This window comes from Mycobacterium sp. 3-98, assembly GCF_035918355.1.
GTDB classification, from domain to species: Bacteria; Actinomycetota; Actinomycetes; order Mycobacteriales; family Mycobacteriaceae; genus Mycobacterium; species Mycobacterium intracellulare.
The window spans coordinates 2,367,727-2,388,527 of sequence record NZ_CP142360.1 but is presented as its reverse complement, the minus strand read 5'-3'; the positions used below and the strand labels follow the sequence as shown (position 1 = coordinate 2,388,527).

Sequence of the window (20,801 nt, the reverse complement as noted above, 5' to 3'; positions counted from 1 at the left end):
ACAGTACCTGCTCGGTGGCGTCGGCTATCGGGCCGCTAACCCTCCAAAAAGCTCAGCCGGACCGAGCGTTGCGGGTTGTCGCGGTTCAGGTCGACCAGCACGATGCTCTGCCAGGTGCCCAGCATCGGCTCCCCGCCGGAGACCGGAACCGTCACCGACGGTGCGACGAGCGCGGGCATCACGTGGTCGGCGCCGTGCCCCTCGGAGCCGTGCGCGTGCCGGTAACGGTCGTCGCGCGGCAGCAGCCGTTCCAGCGTGTCGACCAGGTCGTCGTCGGAGCCGGCGCCCGTCTCGATGATGGCCACCCCCGCCGTGGCGTGCGGGATGAACACGTTGCACAGACCGTCCCCGCGCGACCAGCAGAAGCCGCGCACCGCCTCGGTGAGGTCGACGATGCGGCGGCGGGAGGTGTCCACGTCCAGCACATCGGTATGCATCCGAACCAGCCTACGGCGCGCGCGTCGCGACCAGCCAATCGTTTGTGAGCGCGACCACATTTGGGCATTGCGGCGCGTAACCCGCAGGAGGAAGGTGGTTCATGACCGGTGGCGCCACCGGGGCGCTGCCCCGAACAAAGAGGGGGTGGATCGTGTACGCACGCTCTACCACAATTCAGGCGCAACCCTCGTCGATCGACGCCGGGATAGCGCATGTTCGCGATGAGGTCATGCCCGCGCTGCAAGGCATGCCGGGCTGCATCGGAGTATCCCTTTTGGTCGACCGTCGCTCCGGCCGGTGCATCGCCACCAGCGCCTGGGAGAGCGACGAAGCCATGCGCGCCAGCGGTGAAGCCGTGACCGGAATCCGCGATCGGGCGGCGGAAATGTTCGGGGGCACGACGGACGTCGAGCAGTGGGAGATCGCGGTGCTGCATCGCGACCACCACGCGCCCGACGGTGCGGGCGTGCGTGCGACGTGGGTCATGGTGCCGCCGGAGACCATGGACCAAGGCATCGAGTACTACAAGTCGTCCGTCCTGCCCCAGCTCGAGGGCCTCGACGGGTTCTGCAGTGCGAGCCTGCTGATCGACCGCGCCTCCGGGCGTGGCGTGTCCTCGGCGACGTTCGACAGCATCGACGCGATGGAGCGGAACAGGGAGCAGGCAACCGCGCTGAAGAGCTCCTCGATGCAAGAGGCGCGCGCCGAGGAACTCGATGAATGCGAGTTCGAGCTGGCGCTGGCGCACCTGCGGGTGCCCGAGCTGGTCTGATCTAGAGGGGTGGTGGACCGGCCGAACCAGGCATTCGGCCGGTCGCCGATCCGCGTCCCGAAAGCATTGCGGCGAGTTGCCGGCAGGAGGAAGGTAACTGGTGGGACCGGTGGCGCCACCGGGGTGCCGCCCCGACAGAGAAGGGGTCGACCGTGTACGCACGCTCTACCACCATCCAGGCGCAACCCCTTTCGGTCGACATCGGAATTGCGCATGTTCGTGACGTCGTCATGCCCGCCCTCAAGGAGATCGACGGGTGGTTGGGGTTGTCGCTGTTGGTCGACCGGCAGTCCGGCACCTGCATCGCCACCAGTTCGTGGGAGACGGTGGAGGCCATGCGCGGCAGCGCCGAGCGGGTCGCGCCCATCCGTGACCGGGCCGCGCTGATGTTCGACGGCAGCGCGCGGGTGGAGGAATGGGACATCGCCCTGCTGCACCGCGACCACCCCTCCCGCCAGGGCGCGTGCGTGCGCGCCACCTGGCTCAAGGTGGTGCCGGACCAGCTGAGCAGATCCCTGGACTTCTACCGGATGGCGGTGCTACCCGAGATGGAGAACCTGGACGGGTTCTGCAGCGCCAGCCTGCTGGTCGACCACCCCAGCTGCCGCCGGGCGGTGACCTGCTCGACGTTCGACTCGATGGACGCGATGGCCCGCAACCGCGACCGCGCCACCGAGCTGCGCAGCCGGCGGGTGCGCGAACTGGGGGCCGAGGTGATCGACGTCGGGGAATTCGAGCTGGCGATCGCCCACCTTCGGGTGCCCGAGCTGGTCTGAGAGCGCACGCGGGTCAGGGCAGCGCGTCGCCGGGGAATCCGCGGCAGGCGTGCACCTGGTAGACGAACACCCCCGCCGCCACCCCCGGGTCGTCGGCCATGATGGCAGCGGTCTCGTCGACGGTCGCGGCGAAAACGCCGATGCCGCAGACGTCGGACTCGTCGGTGACCGGCAGCACCACCGCGAGCACGCCGTCGTCACGCAGTCCGAAGTTGCGCCGGCCGTGCTCCCAGATGATCTGCGCCGACGACTCGTCCCCGAACCTCGGGCCGCGCTTGAGGATGACGACGCTGTATTGCTTGGCGGTGGGCAGCAGTTGGCCCATCTCCTCGTCGCTGAAGGTTTTCATCCCTTGTCACCCCGCTTCCGGCGGATGATCGCGCGCAGCCGCTCCAGTCGGCCCGCCATGTCGCGCTCGAAGCCTCGGGCGGTGGGCCGGTAGTAGTCGACGCCCACCAGCTCGTCGGGTGGGTATTGTTGCGCCGCAACACCATCCGGCTGGTCGTGGGAGTATTTGTAGCCCTGCGCATGGCCCAAGGCCTCAGCCCCCGAATAGTGTCCGTCGCGCAGGTGGGGCGGCACGCGGCCGGCCTTGCCGGCCCTGATGTCGGCCATCGCCGCGCCCAGCGCGGTGGTGACGGCGTTGGATTTCGGCGCGGTGGCCAGGTGAATCGTGCAGTGCGCCAAGGTGAGTTGCGCCTCGGGCATGCCGATCAGCGCGACCGTCTGCGCGGCCGCGACCGCGACCTGCAGCGCGGTCGGGTCGGCCATGCCGATGTCCTCGCTGGCCAGGATCATCAGCCGGCGCGCGACGAACCGAGGGTCCTCCCCGGCGACGAGCATGCGGGCCAGGTAGTGCAGCGCGGCGTCGACGTCCGAGCCGCGCACCGACTTGATGAACGCGCTGATGACGTCGTAGTGCTGGTCGCCGTCGCGGTCGTAACGCACGGCGGCTTCGTCGAGGGACTGCTCGATGGCGGTGACGGTCAGCTCGCCGTCGGGCGGCACCGCCTCGGCGGCGACCTCCAGCGCCGTCAGCGCGCGGCGGGCGTCACCGGCGGCCAGCCGCACCAGGAGGTCGACGGCGTCGGGCGCGACCGCGACCTGCCCGCCCAGGCCGCGTGGGTCGTCGATCGCGCGCTGCACGACGGTGCGGATGTCGTCGGCGCTCAGCGCCCGCAACTGCAGGATCAGCGAGCGGGACAGCAGCGGCGCCACCACCGAGAAGGACGGGTTCTCCGTGGTCGCCGCCACCAGCAGCACCACCCGGTTCTCCACGGCCGACAGCAGCGCGTCCTGCTGGGTCTTGGAGAACCGGTGCACCTCGTCGATGAACAGCACCGTCTGCTCGCCATGGAGGAGCGCGGTTCGGGCCTTTTCTATCACCGCCCGAACGTCTTTCACACCGGCCGACAACGCCGACAGCGCCTCGAACCGGCGCCCGGTCGCCTGTGAGATCAGCGCGGCCAGCGTGGTCTTGCCGCTGCCCGGCGGCCCGTACAGGATGGCCGACGCCACGCCGGAGCCCTCGACGAGGCGGCGCAGGGGCGAGCCGGGCGCCAGCAGGTGGTCCTGCCCGACCACCTCGTCCAGCGACGCCGGGCGCATGCGGACGGCCAGCGGTGAGCCGCTCGACGCGCCCAAGCCGTGATCGTCTGGCAGCGGCGCGCCGGGCAGGTCAAACAGACCGTCGGACACGGATTCAGGCATACCACGAGGGACGGACGTCCGCTGCGGCCCCGGCGATCCGCGCGCACCGGCCGCATCTTTGCTAAGTTCCGGTTTGCCAAGTTCAGCGCGCGTTCCTCCCAGGACAGCAAGGACGGACATGAGCCAACCCCCCGAATATCCAGGCCCGCCGGACCCTCAGGGCGGGGGCCAGGATCCCCCCGGCTACCCGCCACCGCCCGGTTACGGCACGCCTCCCCCGCCGCCCCCGGGTTACGGCCCGCCCCCCGGATATGGCGCGCCTCCCCCGGGTTACGGGCCGCCGCCCGGCTACGGCCCCCGCCCGGGTACGGCGCCCCGCCGCCCGGGTACGGCGGCCCACCCGCGCCGGCCTTCAGCATCGGTGACGCGTTCGGCTGGGCCTGGAACGCCTTCTCCAAAAACCCTGTGGCACTGATCGTTCCGGCCTTGGTGTACGGGATCCTGATCGGCGTCGCCTCGGCCCTGGTCGGCCTGAGCCAAAGCGTGGGCACGACGACGACCGGCTCCGACGACGACTACTTCACCTTCACGGCGAACCTCAACGGCGGCGGGATGACGCTGCTCATCCTCGGCTACCTCGTCGCCTACCTGGTGGGCGCGTTCGCCCAAGCCGCCTTCCTGTCCGGCTGCCTGGATCTGGCCGACGGGCGCCCGGTGACCGTCGGTTCGTTCTTCAAGCCGCGCAACTTCGGCATGGTGTTCCTGGCCGCGCTGCTGGTCGGCATCCTCACCTCGATCGCCTCGGCGCTGTGCTTCTTGCCGGGCCTGATCCTGGGCATTTTCGCCCAGTTCACGATCCCGTTCGCCATCGATCGGTCGGAGCAGCCCATCAAGGCGCTGACCTCCAGCTTCTCCACCGTCACCGCAAACTTCGGCAACGCGCTGCTGGTGTGGCTGGTCGAGGTGGCGCTGTTCGTGGTGGGCGCGCTCGCGTGCGGGGTCGGGCTGTTGGTGGCGGCCCCGGTCGCCTCCCTGATCGGGATCTACGCCTACCGCAAGTTCTCCGGCGGGCAGGTGGTCGCGCCGCAGCAGGCGGGTTACCAGCCCGGGCCTCCGCCGGGTCCGGCGCCGGCGTAACACTCGGCGCGAATTCGGCGCGCCGGGCATCGGAGGCTTGCGCCGCGTGCGTACCGTGCAGCAGTAATGGCGTTTGCGGACATGACATTCGGCACCGGTGCGGCCCCGGCCGGCGGCCGCTACGACGCGGACCGGTTGCTGGCCGCCTACCGGGCCGCCCGCGCTCAGCAAGCGCTCTTCGATCTGCGGCGCGGCCCGGCGAGCGGCTACGACGAATTCGTCGACCCCGACGGCAACGTGCGCCCGGCGTGGGCCGAGGTGGCCGACGCGATCGCGGAGCGCGGCCGCGCGGGGCTGGACCGGCTGCGCTCGGTGGTGCGCGGGCTGATCGACAACGACGGCATCACCTACACCGACGTGGCGCCCGGCGGCCGTGGCCAGGAGCCGAGGCCCTGGCAGCTGGACACGCTGCCGCTCGTGCTGTCCGCGGCCGACTGGGAGGTGCTCGAGGCGGGGCTGCTGCAGCGGTCCCGGGTGCTCGACGCCGTGCTCGCCGACCTGTACGGGCCGCGCAGCCTGCTCACCGACGGTGTCCTGCCGCCTGAGCTGCTGTTCGGCCACCCCGGCTACGTGCGTGCCGCCAACGGCATCGAGATCCCCGGGCGCCATCAGCTTTTCATGCACGCCTGTGACGTCAGCCGGCGTCCCGACGGCGCCTTCGTCGTCAACGGCGACCGGACCCAGGCGCCCTCGGGGGCCGGCTACGCGCTGGCCGACCGGCGCGTGGTCGCGCACGCCGTTCCCGACCTCTACGAACGCATCGCGCCGCGGCCGACCACGCCGTTCGCCCAGGCGCTGCGGCTGGCGCTGATCGACGCGGCACCCGACGATGCGCAGGACCCGGTGGTGGTGGTCCTGTCCCCGGGCATCTACTCCGAAACCGCTTTCGATCAGGCCTATCTGGCCACCCTGCTGGGCTTCCCCCTGGTCGAGAGCGCGGACCTGGTGGTGCGCGAGGGCATGTTGTGGATGCGCTCGCTGGGCACCCTGAAGCGCGTCGACGTGGTGCTGCGCCGGGTTGACGCCGACTACACGGACCCGCTGGATCTGCGCGCCGATTCGCGCCTCGGGGTGGCCGGTCTGGTGGAGGCACAACACCGCGGCACGGTGACCGTCGTCAACACGCTGGGCAGCGGGGTCCTGGAAAACCCTGGGCTGCAGCGTTTCCTGCCCGCCATGGCCGAGCACCTGCTGTCGGAGACCCTGCTGCTGCCCAGCCCGCCGGCCTACTGGGGCGGCATCGCCTCCGAGCGTTCGCACTTGCTGGCGAACCTGGGGTCCCTGCTGGTGAGGTCGACGGTCGGCGCGAAAACCCTTGTCGGACCGGCGCTGTCGTCGCCGCAGCTGGCGCGGTTGGCGGCCCAGGTCGAGGCGGCGCCGTGGCAGTGGGTCGGCCAGGAGCTGCCGCAGTTCTCGTCAGCACCCACCGATCACGCCGGAGCGTTGTCCTCGGCGGGCGTCGGCATCCGCTTGTTCACCGTCGCCCAGCGGGGCGGTTACGCGCCGATGATCGGCGGCATCGGCTACGTGCTGGCGCCCGGGGACGCCGCCTACACGTTGAAAACCGTTGCGGCAAAGGATGTCTGGATCCGGCCCACCGAGCGGGCGCGGGCCGAGGCGGTCAGCCCGCCGAGCGTGGAACCGCCGGCGAAGACGGCCGCGGGCACGTGGGCCGTCAGTTCCCCGCGCGTGCTGTCCGACCTCTTCTGGATCGGCCGCTACGGCGAGCGCGCCGAAAGCATGGCGCGGTTGCTCATCGTCGCCCGCGACAGGTTCCACGTGTACCGGCACCACCAGCACAGCGAGGAAAGCGAGTGCGTGCCGGTGCTGATGGCCGCGCTGGGCCGCATCACCGGAACCGACACCGCGGCCGACGGCGGCGGCGACCACGCCGAGATGATCGCCGTCGCCCCCTCGACGCTGTGGTCGCTCACCGTCGACCCGCACCGCCCCGGCTCCCTGGTGCAGTCGGTGGAAGGCCTGGCGCTGGCCGCCCGCGCGGTGCGCGACCAGATGTCCAACGACACGTGGATGGTGCTGGCCGCGGTGGAGCGCGCGCTGGCGCTCGACAGCGAGCCGCCGGACTCGCTGGCCGAGGCCGACGCCGCGCTGAGCCGGGCGCAGGCCCAGACGCTGGCCGGGATGCTGACCCTGTCGGGGGTGGCCGCCGAGTCCATGGTGCGCGACGTGGGCTGGACGATGATGGACATCGGCAAGCGCATCGAACGCGGCCTGTGGCTGACCGCGTTGCTGCGGGCGACGCTGACCGTGGTGCGCGGGGCCGCCGCCGAACAGACCGTCATCGAATCCACCCTGGTGGCGTGCGAGTCTTCGGTCATCTACCGCCGCCGCACCGCGGGCAAGGTCAGCGTCTCCGCCATGGTCGAGCTGATGCTGTTCGACGCGCAGAACCCGAGATCGCTGCTGTACCAATTGGACCGGCTGCGCACCGATCTCGGGGACCTGCCCGGCTCGTCGGGCTCGTCGCGCCCGGAACGTCTGGTGGACGAGATCGGCACCCTGCTGCGCCGATCCCATCCCGCGGCGCTGGAACGGGTCGGCGACGACGGGCGGCGCGCCGAGTTGGCGGACCTGCTCGGCGCGGTCCACGCCGAGCTGCGCAACCTGGCCGACGTCATCACCACCACGCAGCTGGCCTTACCCGGTGGGATGCAACCACTTTGGGGTCCCGACGTGCGCCGGGTGATGCCCGCCTAGCCGGTCGGCGATGCCTCCCGCTCCGCGGCGACGCCGTGGTAGCGGTGCGGGTCGGGCAGCCGCCGGCGCCGCACCATGTGCACCAGCGCCAGGACCGAGAGCGTCGCGGCGTAGATGCACCACAGCGACGCGAACGCGTGCACGTAGAGGACGGCAACCACGCTCAGCCCCACCAGGTTCGCTATCCCGAACACCACGATGGAGCGATAGCCCGACATCACCGCGGGCCCGATGACGGCGATGACATAGAGCGCCGCCCACATGTAGCCGCCCCGAACGCCGGTCTGGTACTGCAGCGCATGGGGACCCATCGTCACCGTGACCGGGTCGGTGAGCACGACGACGGCGAGATAGACCGACACGACGGTGCCCAGCACCGCAAACGGCGCCACCCGGAGCCGGGCGCCGCTCGGTTCCAGCGCCAGGATCGCCCACGGAACCAGCGCGGGAAGCAGCGGCAGCGCGATGAAGACGTAGGCGAGCATCGCCAGGTGTTTCATCCCCGGGGAGACGACGTCGTTGGGCCACACCGCCGCCTCGATGAACTGATGGACCGAGAACACCGTCGGCAGCAGGGCGAAGGGCACTTCGCGCCAGTGCTTCACCTCGCGCAGGGTCGCCACGGCGACGGGCACGAGGGCGGCGCCCACCACCAGATCCGCCGTCATCGAGAAGCACATCGGCTAACCCGCCACGGACGCGGGTCCCCGGGACTCCGACGTTGCCTCGTCGACGACGGTGTGGATGAACTTCATCTTCTCCAGCACCGCGGCCGGCAACACGAACGGGTACAGGTCGTCGTGCCCCATCGACCGGTTCACCATGTTCAGTGACCACGACAACGGCAGCCACATGTCGATGATCGTCTGAAATGCGCTGGGCCCCAACGCGGGGCGGTCGAAGGTGGCCGACGCCGCCGCCAGCCCGCACCACGCCGAGGTGTCCAGCGCGTCCCGGATGTGCAGGTAGTGGGCGAACGTCTCGGCCCAGTCCTCGCTCGCATGCATGGTGGCGTAGGACGACACGAAGTGGTCCTGCCAGCCGTTGGGCGCGCCCTCGCTGTAGTGGCGGTCGAGCGCCGCCTGGTAGTCGGCGTCGGGGTCGCCGAAGAGCTCGTTGAACCGCTCCAGGCGGTCGCGGTACGGGGCGATCAACCGGTAGTAGTAGTAATGCCCGATCTCGTGGCGGAAGTGGCCCAGCAGGGTCCGGTACGGTTCGTCCATCTCGACCCGCAGCTGCTCGCGGTGCACGTCGTCACCCTCGGCCAAATCGATTGTGATGACCCCGTTCTGGTGCCCGGTCATCACGTTTTCGTGTGCGCTGGACAGCAGCCGGAAGGCCAGCCCGTAGTCGGGATCCTTGTCCCGCCCGACGATCGGCAGCTTCAGCTCGTGCAGCTCGGCGATCAGCCGTCGTTTGGCCGCCTCGGCCCGGGCGAACTCGGCCAGGCCGACCGCGTCGGCGTCGTTGGGCCGCTCGGCGGTCAGCGCGCACGACGCGCACAACAATCGCGGGGTGTTGACCGGCACCAGCCAATTGCATTCGGCCACCTGAAGATTCGCGCACAGCTGGTACTCGCTGGCGGGCACGACGCCGGCGTGCTCGGTGGCCTCGCCGTCGGAGATCACCAGCAACGCCATCTGTTCGAGCGAAAAGCCCAGCGCGCTACCGCAATTCAGGCACGTCGAGTTCTCGAACGTCAGGCGCTGGCCACAGTTGGGGCAGGTGAAGTCACGCATGCGAGAAGTCGCCTTCGATGGGGTCTGAATAGGGCACCACGTCGACGGCGACGTCGATCACGCTGTGCTCGGAATCGGTGTAGATGATGCCGCGCAGCGGCGGGACATCCGCGTAGTCGCGGCCGCGGCCCACCACGATGTAGCGCTCGTCGATCATCTGGTCGTTGGTGGGATCGAGCCCCAGCCACTCGAATTGGCCGGGGTCCTGCGGAGTCCACACCGCGGCCCAGGCGTGCGTGGCGTCGATGCCGATCATCCGATCCTTTCCGGGCGGCGGGTCGGTGGCCAGGTAGCCGGACACGTAACTGGCCGCCAAACCGTTGGCGCGCAGGCAGGCGATCGCCAGCCTGGCAAAGTCTTGACATACCCCCTCCCGGGCCGCCAGAACCTCGGCGACGCCGGTGGAAATCGTCGTCGACCCCGACCGGTAGGTGAAGTCGGTGAAGATCCGGGACGCCAGATCGCGCAGCACCTCGATCAGCGGGCGTCCGGGCGTGAAGCTGGGCGCCGCGTAGTCGCGGACCTCGTCGGTGATCTCGGGCGGATCCAGGTCCAGGGTGAACTCGGCGGCCAGCGCCCCGATCCGTCCCGCCGGCCGGGCGTCCTCCCACGGCTGCACGGCCGCCCCGGCGGCGTACAGGCCCGGCGCCGGCGGATAGACGTCGACGACCGAATCGCTGACCACCTTCAAGACGCTGTGCGGCTCGGTCACGTGGAAGTAGGAGCTGATGTTCCCGTAGGTGTCCGTGCTGGTGGAGCTGTCGGCGGGGGCGGGCTCGATGATCAGCCGATGGGCGACGCGGCGCTGCCGCAGCGAGTCGCGCGGGGTCAAAAACCCGCGGCCGTACGAGCTGGTCACGACGTCGGAGTAGCGGTATTCGGTGCGGTGGGTGACTCGATGCCGGCGGGCGGACCCGGCGTCTGCTTCAGACACAGGCTGATCACATCACACACCGGGCCGCTACGGACTGCCGGCGGCGGCGGTTTGCCGATATGACGGCAACGGGCCGGAAACGGGAGCACAATCGAGGAGTGGCCACCTGGGACGAGGTCGCCCGCATCGTCGGCGAGCTGGCCCTCACCTCCGAGCCGTCGCCGCACGACTGGCGGGTCGGCAAGAAATTGCTGGCCTGGGAGCGGCCGCTGCGGCCCTCGGAACGCGAGGCCCTGGCCCGCAACGGCCCGGAGCCGCCGCGCGGCGACATCCTCGGCGTTCGGGTGTCCGACGAGGGAGTCAAGTTCGCGCTGATCGACGACGAGCCGCAAACCTACTTCACCACTCCGCATTTCGACGGCTACCCCGCCGTGCTGGTCAACCTGGCCGAGATCTCGGTGCGCGACCTCCAGGAGCTGATCACCGAGGCGTGGCTGACGCAGGCGCCGCGGAAGTTGGTGCAGGAGTTCTTGGCCGACTCGCGGTGAGGCTCACACGGGCCGGAGGTCGATGACCCGTTGCAGGTCGTCGATGCAGGCGCCGACGGCGTCGGCGAGGATCGCCTGGGTTTTCGCGCCGGCGCCCGACGGCAACTGCGACGCGTGATGGCGGGCCGACGCGGTGTATGCGCAGGCGCCGGCGGCGTCGCGGTCGGCGAGCGCGGTCGCGGCGGCGAGCACGACCAGCACCGTGTGCACGTGCGGGGCCGGGGGCTCGGGGCCGACGTCGGGGGCGGGGGCGACGGCGCGGGCCAGCTGCAGCACCGAGCCGGCCAGCAGGGCCACGTGCACGGCCTGGTGATCGGCGGCGTGCACGGCGTCGCGCAGGCCCCATCGGCGCGGGGCGATGGTGACGACGTGGCGGGCGGTGGTGCGCGCCTCGAGCAGGCCGCTGAGCTGTTCGTGCACCCGGTCGACGGCCGTCAGCGGCCAGTCGGGCGCGGCGGCTTTGCGCCCGGCGGCGACGTCGGCGGCGCGCGCCAAGACGTCGTGCAGCACCGCCAGCACGCCGACGCGCGCGCCGCGCAGCAGTGCCAGCGGGTCGGCGGGAAACAGCAGCACGGCGAAGACGATGGCCACCGCGCCGCCGATCAGCGCGTCGAATATGCGTTCCAGCCCGACGCCGCCGTGGTAGAGGGCCAGCACCAGGATCGCCGACACGATGGTCTGGTTCGCGAACATCATCCCGTGCCCAATGAAGCCGCCCCCGATGAACACCGCGGCGCCGAGCGCGATGAACGCGGCGATCGCGATGGGCACCGCGCCGGGCCCGAGCAGGCCCTGGACGGCCGAGCCCAGCCCGATGCCGAGGGTCACCCCGATCATCATCTGGATGGCGCGTTGCGCGCGGAGCACGTTGCTGGTCGACAACGACACCGCGGCGGCGATCGGCGCGAAGAACGGTTGCGGGTGACCGAGGACATCGTGGGTCAGGTACCAGGACACGCCCGCGGCCGCCGACGTCTGCACCAGGTTGAACCAGACCGCGCGCAACCGCTTGCCGCCCGCGCGCGCGGCGGCGAGGACCCTCGAGGGCACCGCCGGCCGCGAAGCGCCCACCGGCTAGGTCCGGATTAACTCGAACAGCGGAATCACCCTGCTGGTCTTGGCCTGGTACTCGGCGAACCCGGGCGCCGCGGCGGTGACCTTGTCGAAGAGATCGTCGCGCTCGTCGGTCGGCAGCTCGCGCGCGGTCACGTCGAACGCGTCCGTTCCGACCTCGACGCGGGCGCTCGGGTTGGCCCGCAGATTGTGCACCCAGGCCGGGCTGACCGGGGCCCCGGCGAAGGAGCCGATGACGATGAGCTTGCCGTCGATGTCGAAGTACGCCAGGGGGGACACCCGGGGCTGGCCGGACTTGGCGCCGGTCGTGTGCAGCAGCAGCAGGTTGGCGCCCTCGAACTGGCCGCCGACCTTGCCGCCGTTGGCGCGGAATTCGTCGACGATGGCCCGGTTGAAGGCATTAATAGTGTCGGTGTCCGGCAGGTGTTCGGTCATGCCCGGTCAACCTTTTCGGGCTTGGCGTCTATTCCGGACTCCTTGCGCTGCTGCGCGGTGATCGGCGCCGGCGCATCGGTGAGCGGGTCGACGCCGCCGCCCGTCTTCGGGAACGCGATCACCTCGCGGATGGAGTCGACCCCCGACAGCAGGGCGTTGATCCGGTCCCAGCCGAACGCGATCCCGCCGTGCGGGGGCGCGCCAAAGGTGAACGCCTCCAACAGGAATCCGAACTTCTCCTCGGCCTCGGCGTGGTCGAGCCCCATCACCGCGAACACCCGCTCCTGGATGTCGCGGCGGTGGATACGGATCGAGCCGCCGCCGATCTCGTTGCCGTTGCAGACGATGTCGTAGGCGTCGGCGAGCACGTTGCCCGGATCGGTGTCGATCGCGTCCTCATGCCCGGGCTTCGGCGAGGTGAACGCGTGATGCACGGCGGTCCACGCCCCGGAGCCGACGGCCACGTCGCCGGCCGCGGTCGCGTCGTCGGCGGGTTCGAACAGCGGCGGGTCGACCACCCAGACGAACGCCCAGGCGTCCGGATCGATCATGCCCAGCCGGTGCGCGATCTCACCGCGCGCCGCCCCCAGCAGGGCCCGCGACGGCTTCGGCGGGCCCGCCGAGAAGAAGACGCAGTCCCCCGGCTCGGCCCCCACGTGCGCGGCCAGGCCGTCGCGCTCGGCGTCGGACAGGTTCTTGGCGACCGGGCCGCCCAGCGTGCCGTCGTCGGCGATCAGCACGTAGGCCAGCCCGCGGTGGCCGCGCTGCTTGGCCCATTCCTGCCAGCCGTCCAGCGTCCGGCGGGGCTGCGACGCGCCGCCCGGCATCACCACCGCACCGACGTAGGGTGCCTGGAAGACGCGAAATGTGGTGTCTTTGAAGAACTCTGTGCAGTCGACGAGCTCGAGTCCGAATCGCATGTCGGGCTTGTCGGAGCCGAACCGGCGCATCGCCTCGGCGTAGCTGATTCGCGGGATGGGTGTCGGGATCTGGTACCCGATCAGCGCCCACAGCGCCGAGAGGATCTCCTCGGAGATGGCGAGGATGTCCTCGGCGTCCACGAAGCTCATCTCCATGTCGAGCTGGGTGAACTCCGGCTGGCGGTCGGCGCGGAAGTCCTCGTCGCGGTAGCAGCGGGCGATCTGGTAGTAGCGCTCCATCCCGGCCACCATCAGCAGCTGCTTGAACAGTTGGGGGCTCTGCGGCAGGGCGTAGAACGAGCCGGGGTGCAGCCGGGCCGGCACCAAAAAGTCGCGCGCGCCCTCGGGGGTCGAGCGGGTGATCGTCGGCGTTTCGATCTCGACGAAATCGTGCTGCGCCAGCACCGCACGCGCGGCCGCATTCACCTTGGAGCGCAACCGAATTGCCTCCGCCGGACCGTCGCGCCGCAGATCGAGGTAGCGGTACTTCAGCCGCAGTTCCTCGCCGGCGGGCTCGTCGAGCTGGAAGGGCAGCGGCGCGCTCTCCCCCAGCACGGTCAGCGCGGTCGCGTTGACCTCGATCTCACCGGTCGCGATCTCGGGGTTGGCGTTGCCCTCCGGGCGGATCTCGACCACGCCGGAGACGGCGACGCAGAACTCGGCGCGCAGCCGGTGCGCCTGGGCCAGCACGTCTTCGGCGCGGAACACCACCTGGGTGATCCCGGAGGCGTCGCGCAGGTCGATGAAGATGACGCCGCCGTGGTCGCGGCGGCGGGCCACCCAGCCCGCTAGCGTCACCTGCTGCCCGGCGTCGCTACTCCTCAGCGACCCGGCGGCGTGGCTGCGCAGCACAAAAACACTCCCCTTTACGTTGGACGACAGATCAGTCTAAGGGGCGGTGTAGTTTCGCTCGTATCGCCACAAACATCGCACTCGTCGGTCCGGGCGCCGTCGGTACGACGGTTGCCGCGCTGCTGTCGCGGGCCGGACATTCGGTCGTAGTGTGCGGCCGCACCCCGCGCGAGAGCATCGAACTGCGGCCCGACGGCGCCGACCCGATCGTCGTCCCCGGCCCGGTGCACACCGATCCCGACGAGGTTTCCGGCCCGGTCGACGTGGTGCTGCTGGCCGTCAAGGCCACCCAGAACGACCAGGCGGCCGGCTGGCTGGCCCGGCTCTGCGACGTCCACACCATCGTCGTCGTGCTGCAAAACGGTGTGGAGCAGGTCGAGCACGTGCAGCCGCACTGCCCGCGATCCCCCGTCATCCCCGGCATCGTCTGGTACTCGGCCGAGACCCAGCCCGACGGCTGGGTGCGGCTGCGCGGCGAGGCGGCCCTGGTGCTGCCCAGCGGGCCCTCGGCGGAGACGGTCGCCGAACTGCTGCGCGGCGCCGGCTGCCGGGTGGACTGCGACCCCGACATCATCACCGCCGGCTGGCGCAAGCTACTCACCAACGCGCTGGCCGGGTTCATGGCGCTGTCGCGCCGGCGGTCGGGGATGTTTCGCCGCGACGACGTGGCCGCGCTGTCGCGCCGCTACCTCGCCGAATGCCTGGCCGTCGCGCGGGCCGAGGGCGCCCGGCTTCCCGACGGCATCGCCGACGAGCTGACCGACCTGTTCCACAACGCCCCAGAGGACATGGGCACGTCGATCCTGACGGACGCGGAAAACCACCGGCCGATGGAATGGGACGTCCGCAACGGCGTGATCATCCGCAAGGCACGGGCCCACGGCCTGGCCACACCGATCAGCGACGTCGTGGTGCCGTTGTTGGCCGCGGCGAGCGACGGGCCCGGTTAGATTAATTTCATGTTCCCCTGCGAGCGCGTCGACGTGAACTTCATCGAATCGGCGCCATTTGCGTTCCGCAACAGCGTCGACCTGGCCATCACCCCCGAGCAGCTGTTCGAGGTGCTCTCCGACGCGGCATCCTGGCCGCGCTGGGCGAAGGTGATCACGAAGGTCACGTGGACCAGCCCCGAGCCCCGCGGCGTCGGCACCACCCGCGTCGTGGAGATGCGCGGCGGCATCGTCGGCAACGAGGAATTCCTCGCGTGGGAACCCTTCGCGCACATGGCTTTTCGCTTCAATGAATGCTCGACCAAGTCCGTGGCGGCCTTCGCCGAGGACTACCGGGTCGAGGCCATCCCGGGCGGCTGCCGGCTGACGTGGACCATGGCCCAGAAGCCGGCCGGCCCGGCGAAGCTGGCGATGGTCGTGGTCGGGCCGCTGCTGAACCTGGCCCTGCGCCGATACCTGCGCAACCTGCGTAGCTACACCGACTCCCTTGCGACCCGGCAACCTTAGGAGCGTGTCATGACCTTCAACGAGGGCATGCAGATCGACACCAGCGCAGCATCGTCGTCCGGCGGTGGCGGGATGGGGATGGCCGTCGGGGGCGGCGGCCTCGGGCTGATCATCCTGCTCGGGGCGCTGTTTTTGGGCGTCGACCCCGGTCGCGTGATGAACCAGCCGCAGACCAACACCGGCGGCTATTCCGCGCCCGGTTTCGACCTGAGCCAGTGCAAGACCGGCGCCGACGCCAACAAGTACGTGCAATGCCGCGTGGTCGCCACCGGCAATTCGGTGGACGCGGTGTGGCATCAGCTGATGCCGGGTTACACCCGCCCCCATGTGCGTCTGTTCAGCGACCAGGTGAGCACCGCTTGCGGACCGGCCACCACCGACGTCGGGCCGTTCTACTGCCCGGCCGACCAGACGGCGTACTTCGACACCAGCTTCTTTCAGGATGTGCTCGTCAAGCAGCTGCATTCCAGCAACGGCGCTTTCGCGCAGGAATACGTCGTCGCCCACGAATACGGTCATCACGTGCAGCAGCTGCAGGGCGACCTGGGCCGCGCCCAGCAGGGGGCCAAGGGCGCCGGCGGCAACGGCGTGCGCACCGAGCTGCAGGCCGACTGCTACGCCGGCATCTGGGCGCACTACGCAGCGACGGTCAACCAGAAGGACGGCACGCCGTTCCTGAATCCGTTGACCGACGAGGACATTCGCGACGCGCTATCGGCCGCCGCATCGGTCGGCGACGACCGCATCCAGAAACAGGCGACCGGGCGCGTCAACCGCGAAAGCTGGACCCACGGCTCGGCCGAGCAGCGGCAGCATTGGTTCACCGTCGGCTATCAGACCGGTGATCCGAAGCAGTGCGACACCTTCTCCGCACCCGACTTGGGCTAGCCCTACGACGATGCAGCCCGCGCAGCGGGGTGAGGAGGAGTAGGGCAATCGGGCTAGCCCTACGACGATGCAGCCCGCGCAGCGGGGTGAGGAGGAGTAGCCCAATCGGGCTAAGCCAGTAGGCCTTTCAGTTCGCCCCGGCCGGCCTCGTCGAGCGGCAACAGTGGCGCGCGCGGATCCCCGACCGGGAAGTCGAGCAGCTCCAGGCCGGCCTTGACGGTGGTGGCCAGCCCGCCCGCGACGATGAAGGTGAGCAGCGGCTTGAGGTCGTCATAGAGCTTCTGCGCCGTGTCGAGGTCGTTCGCGCGCACCGCCTCGTAGAGGTCGATGCAGGGCTGCGGCCGCAAACACGGTGCGGCCGTGCACCATCCGGACGCCCCGGCCTTCAGCGCGTCGAGCACCAGCGGGTTGCTGCCGTTGTAGAAGGGCAGCCGATTGCCGGACAGTTCGGCGATGCGCTGCATGCGGGTCAGGTCGCCGGTGGACTCCTTGACCATGGTCACGTTGTCGATGGATTCGAACATGCGCACCAGCAACTCGGGCGGCATGTCGACGCCGCTGGTGGCCGGGTTGTTGTAGGCCATGATCGGGATCGAGATGGCATCGCTGATGCTGCGGTAGTGCTGGAAGATCTCCCGCTCGGTCAGCTTCCAGTAGGACACCGGCAGGATCATCACGGCGTCGGCCCCGGCCTGCTGCGCGTAGGTGGCGCGCCGAATGGTCTTGGCGGTGGTCACATCCGACACACCGACCACCACCGGCACCCGGCCCGCGACGGTGGCGATGGTGGTGTCGACCACGGTGTCGAATTCGGGTTCGTCGAGATAGGCGAGTTCGCCGGTGCTGCCCAGCGGTGCGATCGCATGAACGCCGGCGGACACCAGCCGGTCGACCAGCGCCGCAAGGCGTTTCGTGTCGATGCCGTCCCCAGAGAACGGCGTTACCGGGTAGGCGATGATGCCGTGGATCTTGGGCTCGGACGTTTGCGCCACAGGCGGGCTCCTCGGATTCGGTTGGCGGATAGCGGGTTAGCTGGTCAGCGCGTCCGGGTGCCGGGCCAGGGCCCGGCGGGCGTAGTAGGCGAAGTTGGCGCGGCTGCGCTGCGGCGACAGTGTCCAGTCGTGGGCCTCGCGGGCCAGCTCCTCGGGTAGCTCTTTGACGGTGCCGGCGGCCATCGCGGCCAGCTGCAGTTTCGCGGCGCGCTCGATGAGGATGCCCAACGAACACGCCTCCTCGACGCTGGCGCCGGCGATGACGTGGCCGTGGTGAGCCAGCAGGACCGCCTTCTTGTCCCCCAGCGCGGCGGAGATGATCTCCCCCTCCTCGTTGCCGACCGGCACGCCCGGCCATTTCTCCAGGAACGCGCAGTCGCCGTAGAGCGGAGTGGTGTCCATGTGGGACACGATCAGCGGAACTTCCAGCATCGACAGCGCCGCCACGTGGAACGCGTGCGTGTGCACGATGCATTGCACATCGGGGCGGGCGCGATAGATCCAGCTGTGAAAGCGGTTGGCGGGGTTGGCGATTCCGTCTCCCTCAAGGACGTTGAGGTCCTCGTCGACCAAAAGCAGGTTGGCGTCGGTGATCTCGTCGAAGCCCAGACCGAGCCGCTGGGTGTAGTAGGTGCCGTCCCGCTCGGCGCGGGCGGTGATCTGCCCGGCCAACCCGGAATCGTGCCCGGCGTCGAACAGGACGCGGCACGTCAGGGCGAGCTTCTGGCGCGTGGTCAGCGGCGCATCGGCGGCGTCCTTGGATTGAAGGGCCGTCAACTGCTCGACCGCGCGGCGCATCAAGTCGGATTTCGAATCGGTGAACGTGCTGGCCATAACGGGCTCCCTCGGCGATATGACACGATAGTATCACTATAGGAAACCTTGTGTCATGAGAGGGGCGGCCGGTGACGGCACTGCTGCGCGCGGTCCGCAAGCAACGCGGCCTCACTCTCGAGGCCCTCGCCCAGCAGACCGGGCTGACCAAGAGCTACCTGTCCAAGATCGAACGCCGGCGCAGCACGCCGTCGATCGCGGTCGCCCTCAAGGTCGCCAAGGCGCTGGACGTCGACGTCGGGCGGCTGTTCTCCGAGGAGGCGGCCCACGAGAAGATCACCGTCGAACGGGCCGCCAGTGCGGAGGGTGAGCGCTACCGGGTGCTGGCCTCGTCGCTGCTGGGAAAGTCGATGTCGCCGTTCGTGGTTCGCCCGACCGAGAAGCCGGCCGACGACCCCCATCCCGAGCACACGGGTCAGGAATTCCTGTTCGTGCACGCCGGGACCGTCGAGCTCGACTACGGGGATCAGACGTTCACCCTCGGGCCCGGCGACAGCGCCTATTTCGACGCCTCGATCGGCCACCAGGTCCGGGCCGTCGGCGCCGAACCCGCCGAGGTCGTCGTCGTGGCTACCAGGGACGCGTCGAGCAGGTGACTCCGGTGGTGGCGCTCTGGGTCACCACGACCTGGCCGTCCACCGCGATCTGGCATTGAATCTGCGGCATGTTCGACGAGTCGCAGTCCGGCCAGTGGCATCCACCGCTGGCGTTGACGAACGCCCACTGGTTGGGGTCGGCCAGGGTGGCGTTGTAGACGAGCGGCTGCCCGGCGGTGAACGCCGTCTGCACGGTGTTCAGGAACTGCGACGAGTTCGAGTTGAAGGCCGCCTGGCTGGGCGGATCGCTGTTCATGTACCTGACGTTGCCGGTCAGGTTGCCGGTGGCGGTGATCGTGTACGTCACCTGGTGGCCGGCGGGATCCGCGTGGGAGGTGGCGGGCGTCGCAATCATCGCAGCGGCCGCGGCAAACGTCGCCGCCGCGATCCCCGTGGTCGCTATTCGCACGTTCGTCATATCTCAAACGCTACCGAATCCGTTACCGCCGTATCCGGGAAACGGCCTCTACCACGCGGGGCGTTCACCTTCAGGTCGCGCGGCTGCGGTATGAAGCAGGAGTGAGCGACGATTCGGAACATGCCGGCATCAGCCGCCGCCGGTTACTCACATCGAGTGCGGCCTCCGCGGTTCTCGGCGGCGTCGGGGTGGGTGGCGCCGCGCTGCTGTGGTCGCAGCCCGCCGGCCCCCGCGGGCCCGCGGCCTGGCTGCAGCCCGACCGCAACGGCGCGCCACCGATCGGCGGGCTGCACCTGCAATTCGGCAGGGACGCCGCCACCGAGGTGGTGGTGTCCTGGCACACCACCGACGCCGTCCGCAATCCGCGCGTCCTGCTCGGTACACCGACATCCGGCTTCGGCCGCACCGTGGCCGCCGAGACCCGCACGTACCGGGACGCCAAGTCGGGCACCGAAGTTCGAGTGAACCACGCCCGGCTGACCGACCTGACCCCGGACACCGACTACGTGTACGCCGCGGTGCACGACGGAGCCGAACCGGAACAGGGCACCGTACGAACGGCGCCGTCGGGCCGAAAGCCCTTGCGGTTCACCAGCTTCGGCGACCAGTCCACGCCGGCTCTGGCCAAGATGCCCGACGGCCGCTATGCGACCGACAACATCGGCTCGCCGGCGGCCGCCGACACCACCATGGCCATCGAGCGCCTCGGCCCGCTGTTCAACCTGGTCAACGGCGACCTGTGCTACGCCAACCTGGCCCAGAACCGGATCCGGACCTGGTCGAACTGGTTCGACAACAACACCCGCTCGGCCCGCCACCGGCCCTGGATGCCGGCGGCCGGCAACCATGAGAACGAATTGGGCAACGGGCCGATCGGTTACGGCGCTTATCAGACCTACTTCGCGGTGCCCGATTCCGGGTCCAGCCCCCAGACCCGCGGCCTGTGGTACTCGTTCACCGCCGGATCGGTGCGGGTGATCAGCCTGGCCAACGACGACGTGGCCTACCAGGACGGTGGCAACTCCTACGTGCACGGCTACTCCGGCGGAGAGCAAAGGCGCTGGCTGGCAAGCGAACTCGCCGCGTCCCGGAGCGACCCGAATATCGACTGGGTGGTCGTGTGCATGCACCAGACGGCGATCTCCACCGCCGACAAGACCAACGGGGCCGACCTGGGCATCCGGGAGGAATGGCTGCCGCTGTTCGACCAGTACCAGGTGGACCTGGTGTTGTGCGGCCACGAGCACCACTACGAACGCTCGCATCCCGTGCGGGGCGCGCTGGGGACCGACACCCGCACGCCGATCCCCGTCGACACCCGAAGCGATCTCATCGACTCCACCCGGGGCACGGTGCATCTGGTCATCGGCGGCGGCGGCACCTCGGCGCCGAGCAACGCGATGTTCTTTCCCGAACCCCGGTGCCGGGTGGTCACCGGCGTGGGGGGGTTCGACCCCGGGCTGCGGCGCAAGGCGCCGATCTACGTCCTCGAGGACGCGCCGTGGTCGGCGTTCCGCGACCGCGACAACCCTTACGGCTTCGCGGCTTTCGACGTCGACCCGGGCCGCCCCGGCGGCAATACCTCGATCAAGGCGACGCATTACGCGTTGCGGGGCCCGCTGGGCGACATGGTCGTGATCGACGAATTCACCCTGACCAAGCCGCGCCGCGACAAAAGCTAGC

22 protein-coding genes are annotated in these 20,801 nt (G+C 69.8%); 10 read left to right on the top strand and 12 right to left on the bottom strand.

Annotated features, from left to right (window positions below; all coding sequences use genetic code 11):
* Positions 1–35: 35 nt before the first annotated feature.
* Positions 36–425 carry a secondary thiamine-phosphate synthase enzyme YjbQ gene (locus QGN30_RS11860; RefSeq protein ID WP_008258256.1) on the bottom strand — a complete coding sequence of 130 codons (390 nt, stop codon included), beginning with the start codon at positions 423–425 and terminating at the stop codon, positions 36–38.
* Between the two features lie 164 nt (positions 426–589).
* Here QGN30_RS11860 and QGN30_RS11855 point away from each other — a divergent pair, with 164 nt between their 5' ends.
* Both QGN30_RS11855 and QGN30_RS11850 read left to right on the top strand, forming a co-directional pair.
* Complete coding sequence (locus QGN30_RS11855) at positions 590–1,210, top strand: putative quinol monooxygenase (protein WP_014382843.1); 621 nt, start codon at positions 590–592, stop codon at positions 1,208–1,210.
* A 152-nt stretch (positions 1,211–1,362) separates the two neighbouring features.
* Entirely contained in the window at positions 1,363–1,986 is a 624-nt protein-coding gene (locus QGN30_RS11850) for a hypothetical protein (RefSeq protein WP_008258260.1), read from the top strand.
* Positions 1,987–1,999: 13 nt separating this feature from the next.
* On the opposite strand, the gene QGN30_RS11845 is transcribed toward QGN30_RS11850, so the two are convergent.
* A complete protein-coding gene (locus QGN30_RS11845) occupies positions 2,000–2,335 on the bottom strand; it encodes a hypothetical protein (RefSeq protein WP_009955916.1) in 336 nt (111 codons plus the stop codon).
* The gene (locus tag QGN30_RS11840) at positions 2,332–3,696 is read right to left on the bottom strand and encodes a replication-associated recombination protein A (protein ID WP_038536736.1); all 1,365 of its coding nucleotides are present in this window, start codon (positions 3,694–3,696) and stop codon (positions 2,332–2,334) included. The genes QGN30_RS11845 and QGN30_RS11840 overlap by 4 nt, the downstream gene beginning before the upstream one ends.
* Before the next feature lie 405 nt (positions 3,697–4,101).
* Here QGN30_RS11840 and QGN30_RS11835 point away from each other — a divergent pair, with 405 nt between their 5' ends.
* Positions 4,102–4,773: a membrane protein gene (locus QGN30_RS11835; protein WP_009955920.1), complete on the top strand. Its 672-nt coding sequence runs from the start codon at positions 4,102–4,104 to the stop codon at positions 4,771–4,773.
* Between the two features lie 66 nt (positions 4,774–4,839).
* Complete coding sequence (locus QGN30_RS11830) at positions 4,840–7,491, top strand: circularly permuted type 2 ATP-grasp protein (protein ID WP_038536739.1); 2,652 nt, start codon at positions 4,840–4,842, stop codon at positions 7,489–7,491.
* On the opposite strand, the gene QGN30_RS11825 is transcribed toward QGN30_RS11830, so the two are convergent.
* The 3 genes from QGN30_RS11825 to QGN30_RS11815 are packed head-to-tail and all read right to left on the bottom strand — an operon-like array spanning position 7,488 to position 10,164.
* Entirely contained in the window at positions 7,488–8,159 is a 672-nt protein-coding gene (locus QGN30_RS11825; RefSeq protein WP_232517756.1) for a DUF6629 family protein, read from the bottom strand. The two genes, QGN30_RS11830 and QGN30_RS11825, sit on opposite strands and share 4 nt — an antisense overlap.
* Positions 8,160–8,174: 15 nt before the next feature.
* Positions 8,175–9,230, bottom strand: coding sequence for a zinc-binding metallopeptidase family protein (locus QGN30_RS11820; RefSeq protein WP_038536744.1), 1,056 nt, complete (start codon positions 9,228–9,230; stop codon positions 8,175–8,177).
* Positions 9,223–10,164 carry a transglutaminase family protein gene (locus QGN30_RS11815; protein WP_038536746.1) on the bottom strand — a complete coding sequence of 314 codons (942 nt, stop codon included), beginning with the start codon at positions 10,162–10,164 and terminating at the stop codon, positions 9,223–9,225. The genes QGN30_RS11820 and QGN30_RS11815 overlap by 8 nt, the downstream gene beginning before the upstream one ends.
* A gap of 98 nt (positions 10,165–10,262) precedes the next feature.
* Here QGN30_RS11815 and QGN30_RS11810 point away from each other — a divergent pair, with 98 nt between their 5' ends.
* Entirely contained in the window at positions 10,263–10,652 is a 390-nt protein-coding gene (locus tag QGN30_RS11810) for an MmcQ/YjbR family DNA-binding protein (protein ID WP_008258269.1), read from the top strand.
* 3 nt (positions 10,653–10,655) lie between these two features.
* Here the strand turns inward: QGN30_RS11810 and QGN30_RS11805 are convergent, their stop codons facing one another.
* The 3 genes from QGN30_RS11805 to aspS are packed head-to-tail and all read right to left on the bottom strand — an operon-like array spanning position 10,656 to position 13,933.
* Positions 10,656–11,723, bottom strand: a complete 1,068-nt coding sequence (locus QGN30_RS11805) for an FUSC family protein (protein WP_095562811.1) — start codon at positions 11,721–11,723, stop codon at positions 10,656–10,658.
* Between the two features lie 3 nt (positions 11,724–11,726).
* Positions 11,727–12,161 carry a nitroreductase family deazaflavin-dependent oxidoreductase gene (locus tag QGN30_RS11800; RefSeq protein ID WP_014385292.1) on the bottom strand — a complete coding sequence of 145 codons (435 nt, stop codon included), beginning with the start codon at positions 12,159–12,161 and terminating at the stop codon, positions 11,727–11,729.
* On the bottom strand, positions 12,158–13,933 hold the full coding sequence (gene aspS / locus QGN30_RS11795) for an aspartate--tRNA ligase (protein WP_009957659.1): 1,776 nt from the start codon (positions 13,931–13,933) through the stop codon (positions 12,158–12,160). Before aspS ends, QGN30_RS11800 begins: the two co-directional genes overlap by 4 nt.
* Before the next feature lie 62 nt (positions 13,934–13,995).
* Between aspS and QGN30_RS11790 the strand changes: the two genes are divergently transcribed.
* From QGN30_RS11790 to ypfJ, 3 genes are read left to right on the top strand one after another with little or no spacing between them, the layout of a single operon-like run.
* Positions 13,996–14,883, top strand: coding sequence for an oxidoreductase (locus QGN30_RS11790; RefSeq protein ID WP_198347191.1), 888 nt, complete (start codon positions 13,996–13,998; stop codon positions 14,881–14,883).
* A 9-nt stretch (positions 14,884–14,892) separates the two neighbouring features.
* Positions 14,893–15,390, top strand: a complete 498-nt coding sequence (locus tag QGN30_RS11785) for an SRPBCC family protein (protein ID WP_038536752.1) — start codon at positions 14,893–14,895, stop codon at positions 15,388–15,390.
* 9 nt (positions 15,391–15,399) lie between these two features.
* Complete coding sequence (ypfJ, locus tag QGN30_RS11780; RefSeq protein WP_038536753.1) at positions 15,400–16,278, top strand: KPN_02809 family neutral zinc metallopeptidase; 879 nt, start codon at positions 15,400–15,402, stop codon at positions 16,276–16,278.
* A gap of 110 nt (positions 16,279–16,388) precedes the next feature.
* Here the strand turns inward: ypfJ and QGN30_RS11775 are convergent, their stop codons facing one another.
* Together QGN30_RS11775 and QGN30_RS11770 are read right to left on the bottom strand one after the other, a co-directional pair.
* Positions 16,389–17,270: a dihydrodipicolinate synthase family protein gene (locus tag QGN30_RS11775; RefSeq protein WP_009957662.1), complete on the bottom strand. Its 882-nt coding sequence runs from the start codon at positions 17,268–17,270 to the stop codon at positions 16,389–16,391.
* A 36-nt stretch (positions 17,271–17,306) separates the two neighbouring features.
* The gene (locus QGN30_RS11770) at positions 17,307–18,104 is read right to left on the bottom strand and encodes an aldolase (RefSeq protein ID WP_202378326.1); all 798 of its coding nucleotides are present in this window, start codon (positions 18,102–18,104) and stop codon (positions 17,307–17,309) included.
* Positions 18,105–18,175: 71 nt separating this feature from the next.
* Here QGN30_RS11770 and QGN30_RS11765 point away from each other — a divergent pair, with 71 nt between their 5' ends.
* On the top strand, positions 18,176–18,700 hold the full coding sequence (locus QGN30_RS11765; protein ID WP_064939927.1) for a helix-turn-helix domain-containing protein: 525 nt from the start codon (positions 18,176–18,178) through the stop codon (positions 18,698–18,700).
* On the opposite strand, the gene QGN30_RS11760 is transcribed toward QGN30_RS11765, so the two are convergent.
* Positions 18,675–19,118 carry a hypothetical protein gene (locus tag QGN30_RS11760; RefSeq protein ID WP_008258290.1) on the bottom strand — a complete coding sequence of 148 codons (444 nt, stop codon included), beginning with the start codon at positions 19,116–19,118 and terminating at the stop codon, positions 18,675–18,677. The two genes, QGN30_RS11765 and QGN30_RS11760, sit on opposite strands and share 26 nt — an antisense overlap.
* Before the next feature lie 101 nt (positions 19,119–19,219).
* Between QGN30_RS11760 and QGN30_RS11755 the strand changes: the two genes are divergently transcribed.
* Complete coding sequence (locus tag QGN30_RS11755) at positions 19,220–20,800, top strand: purple acid phosphatase family protein (RefSeq protein WP_236595487.1); 1,581 nt, start codon at positions 19,220–19,222, stop codon at positions 20,798–20,800.
* The last annotated feature ends 1 nt before the right edge of the window (position 20,801 follow it).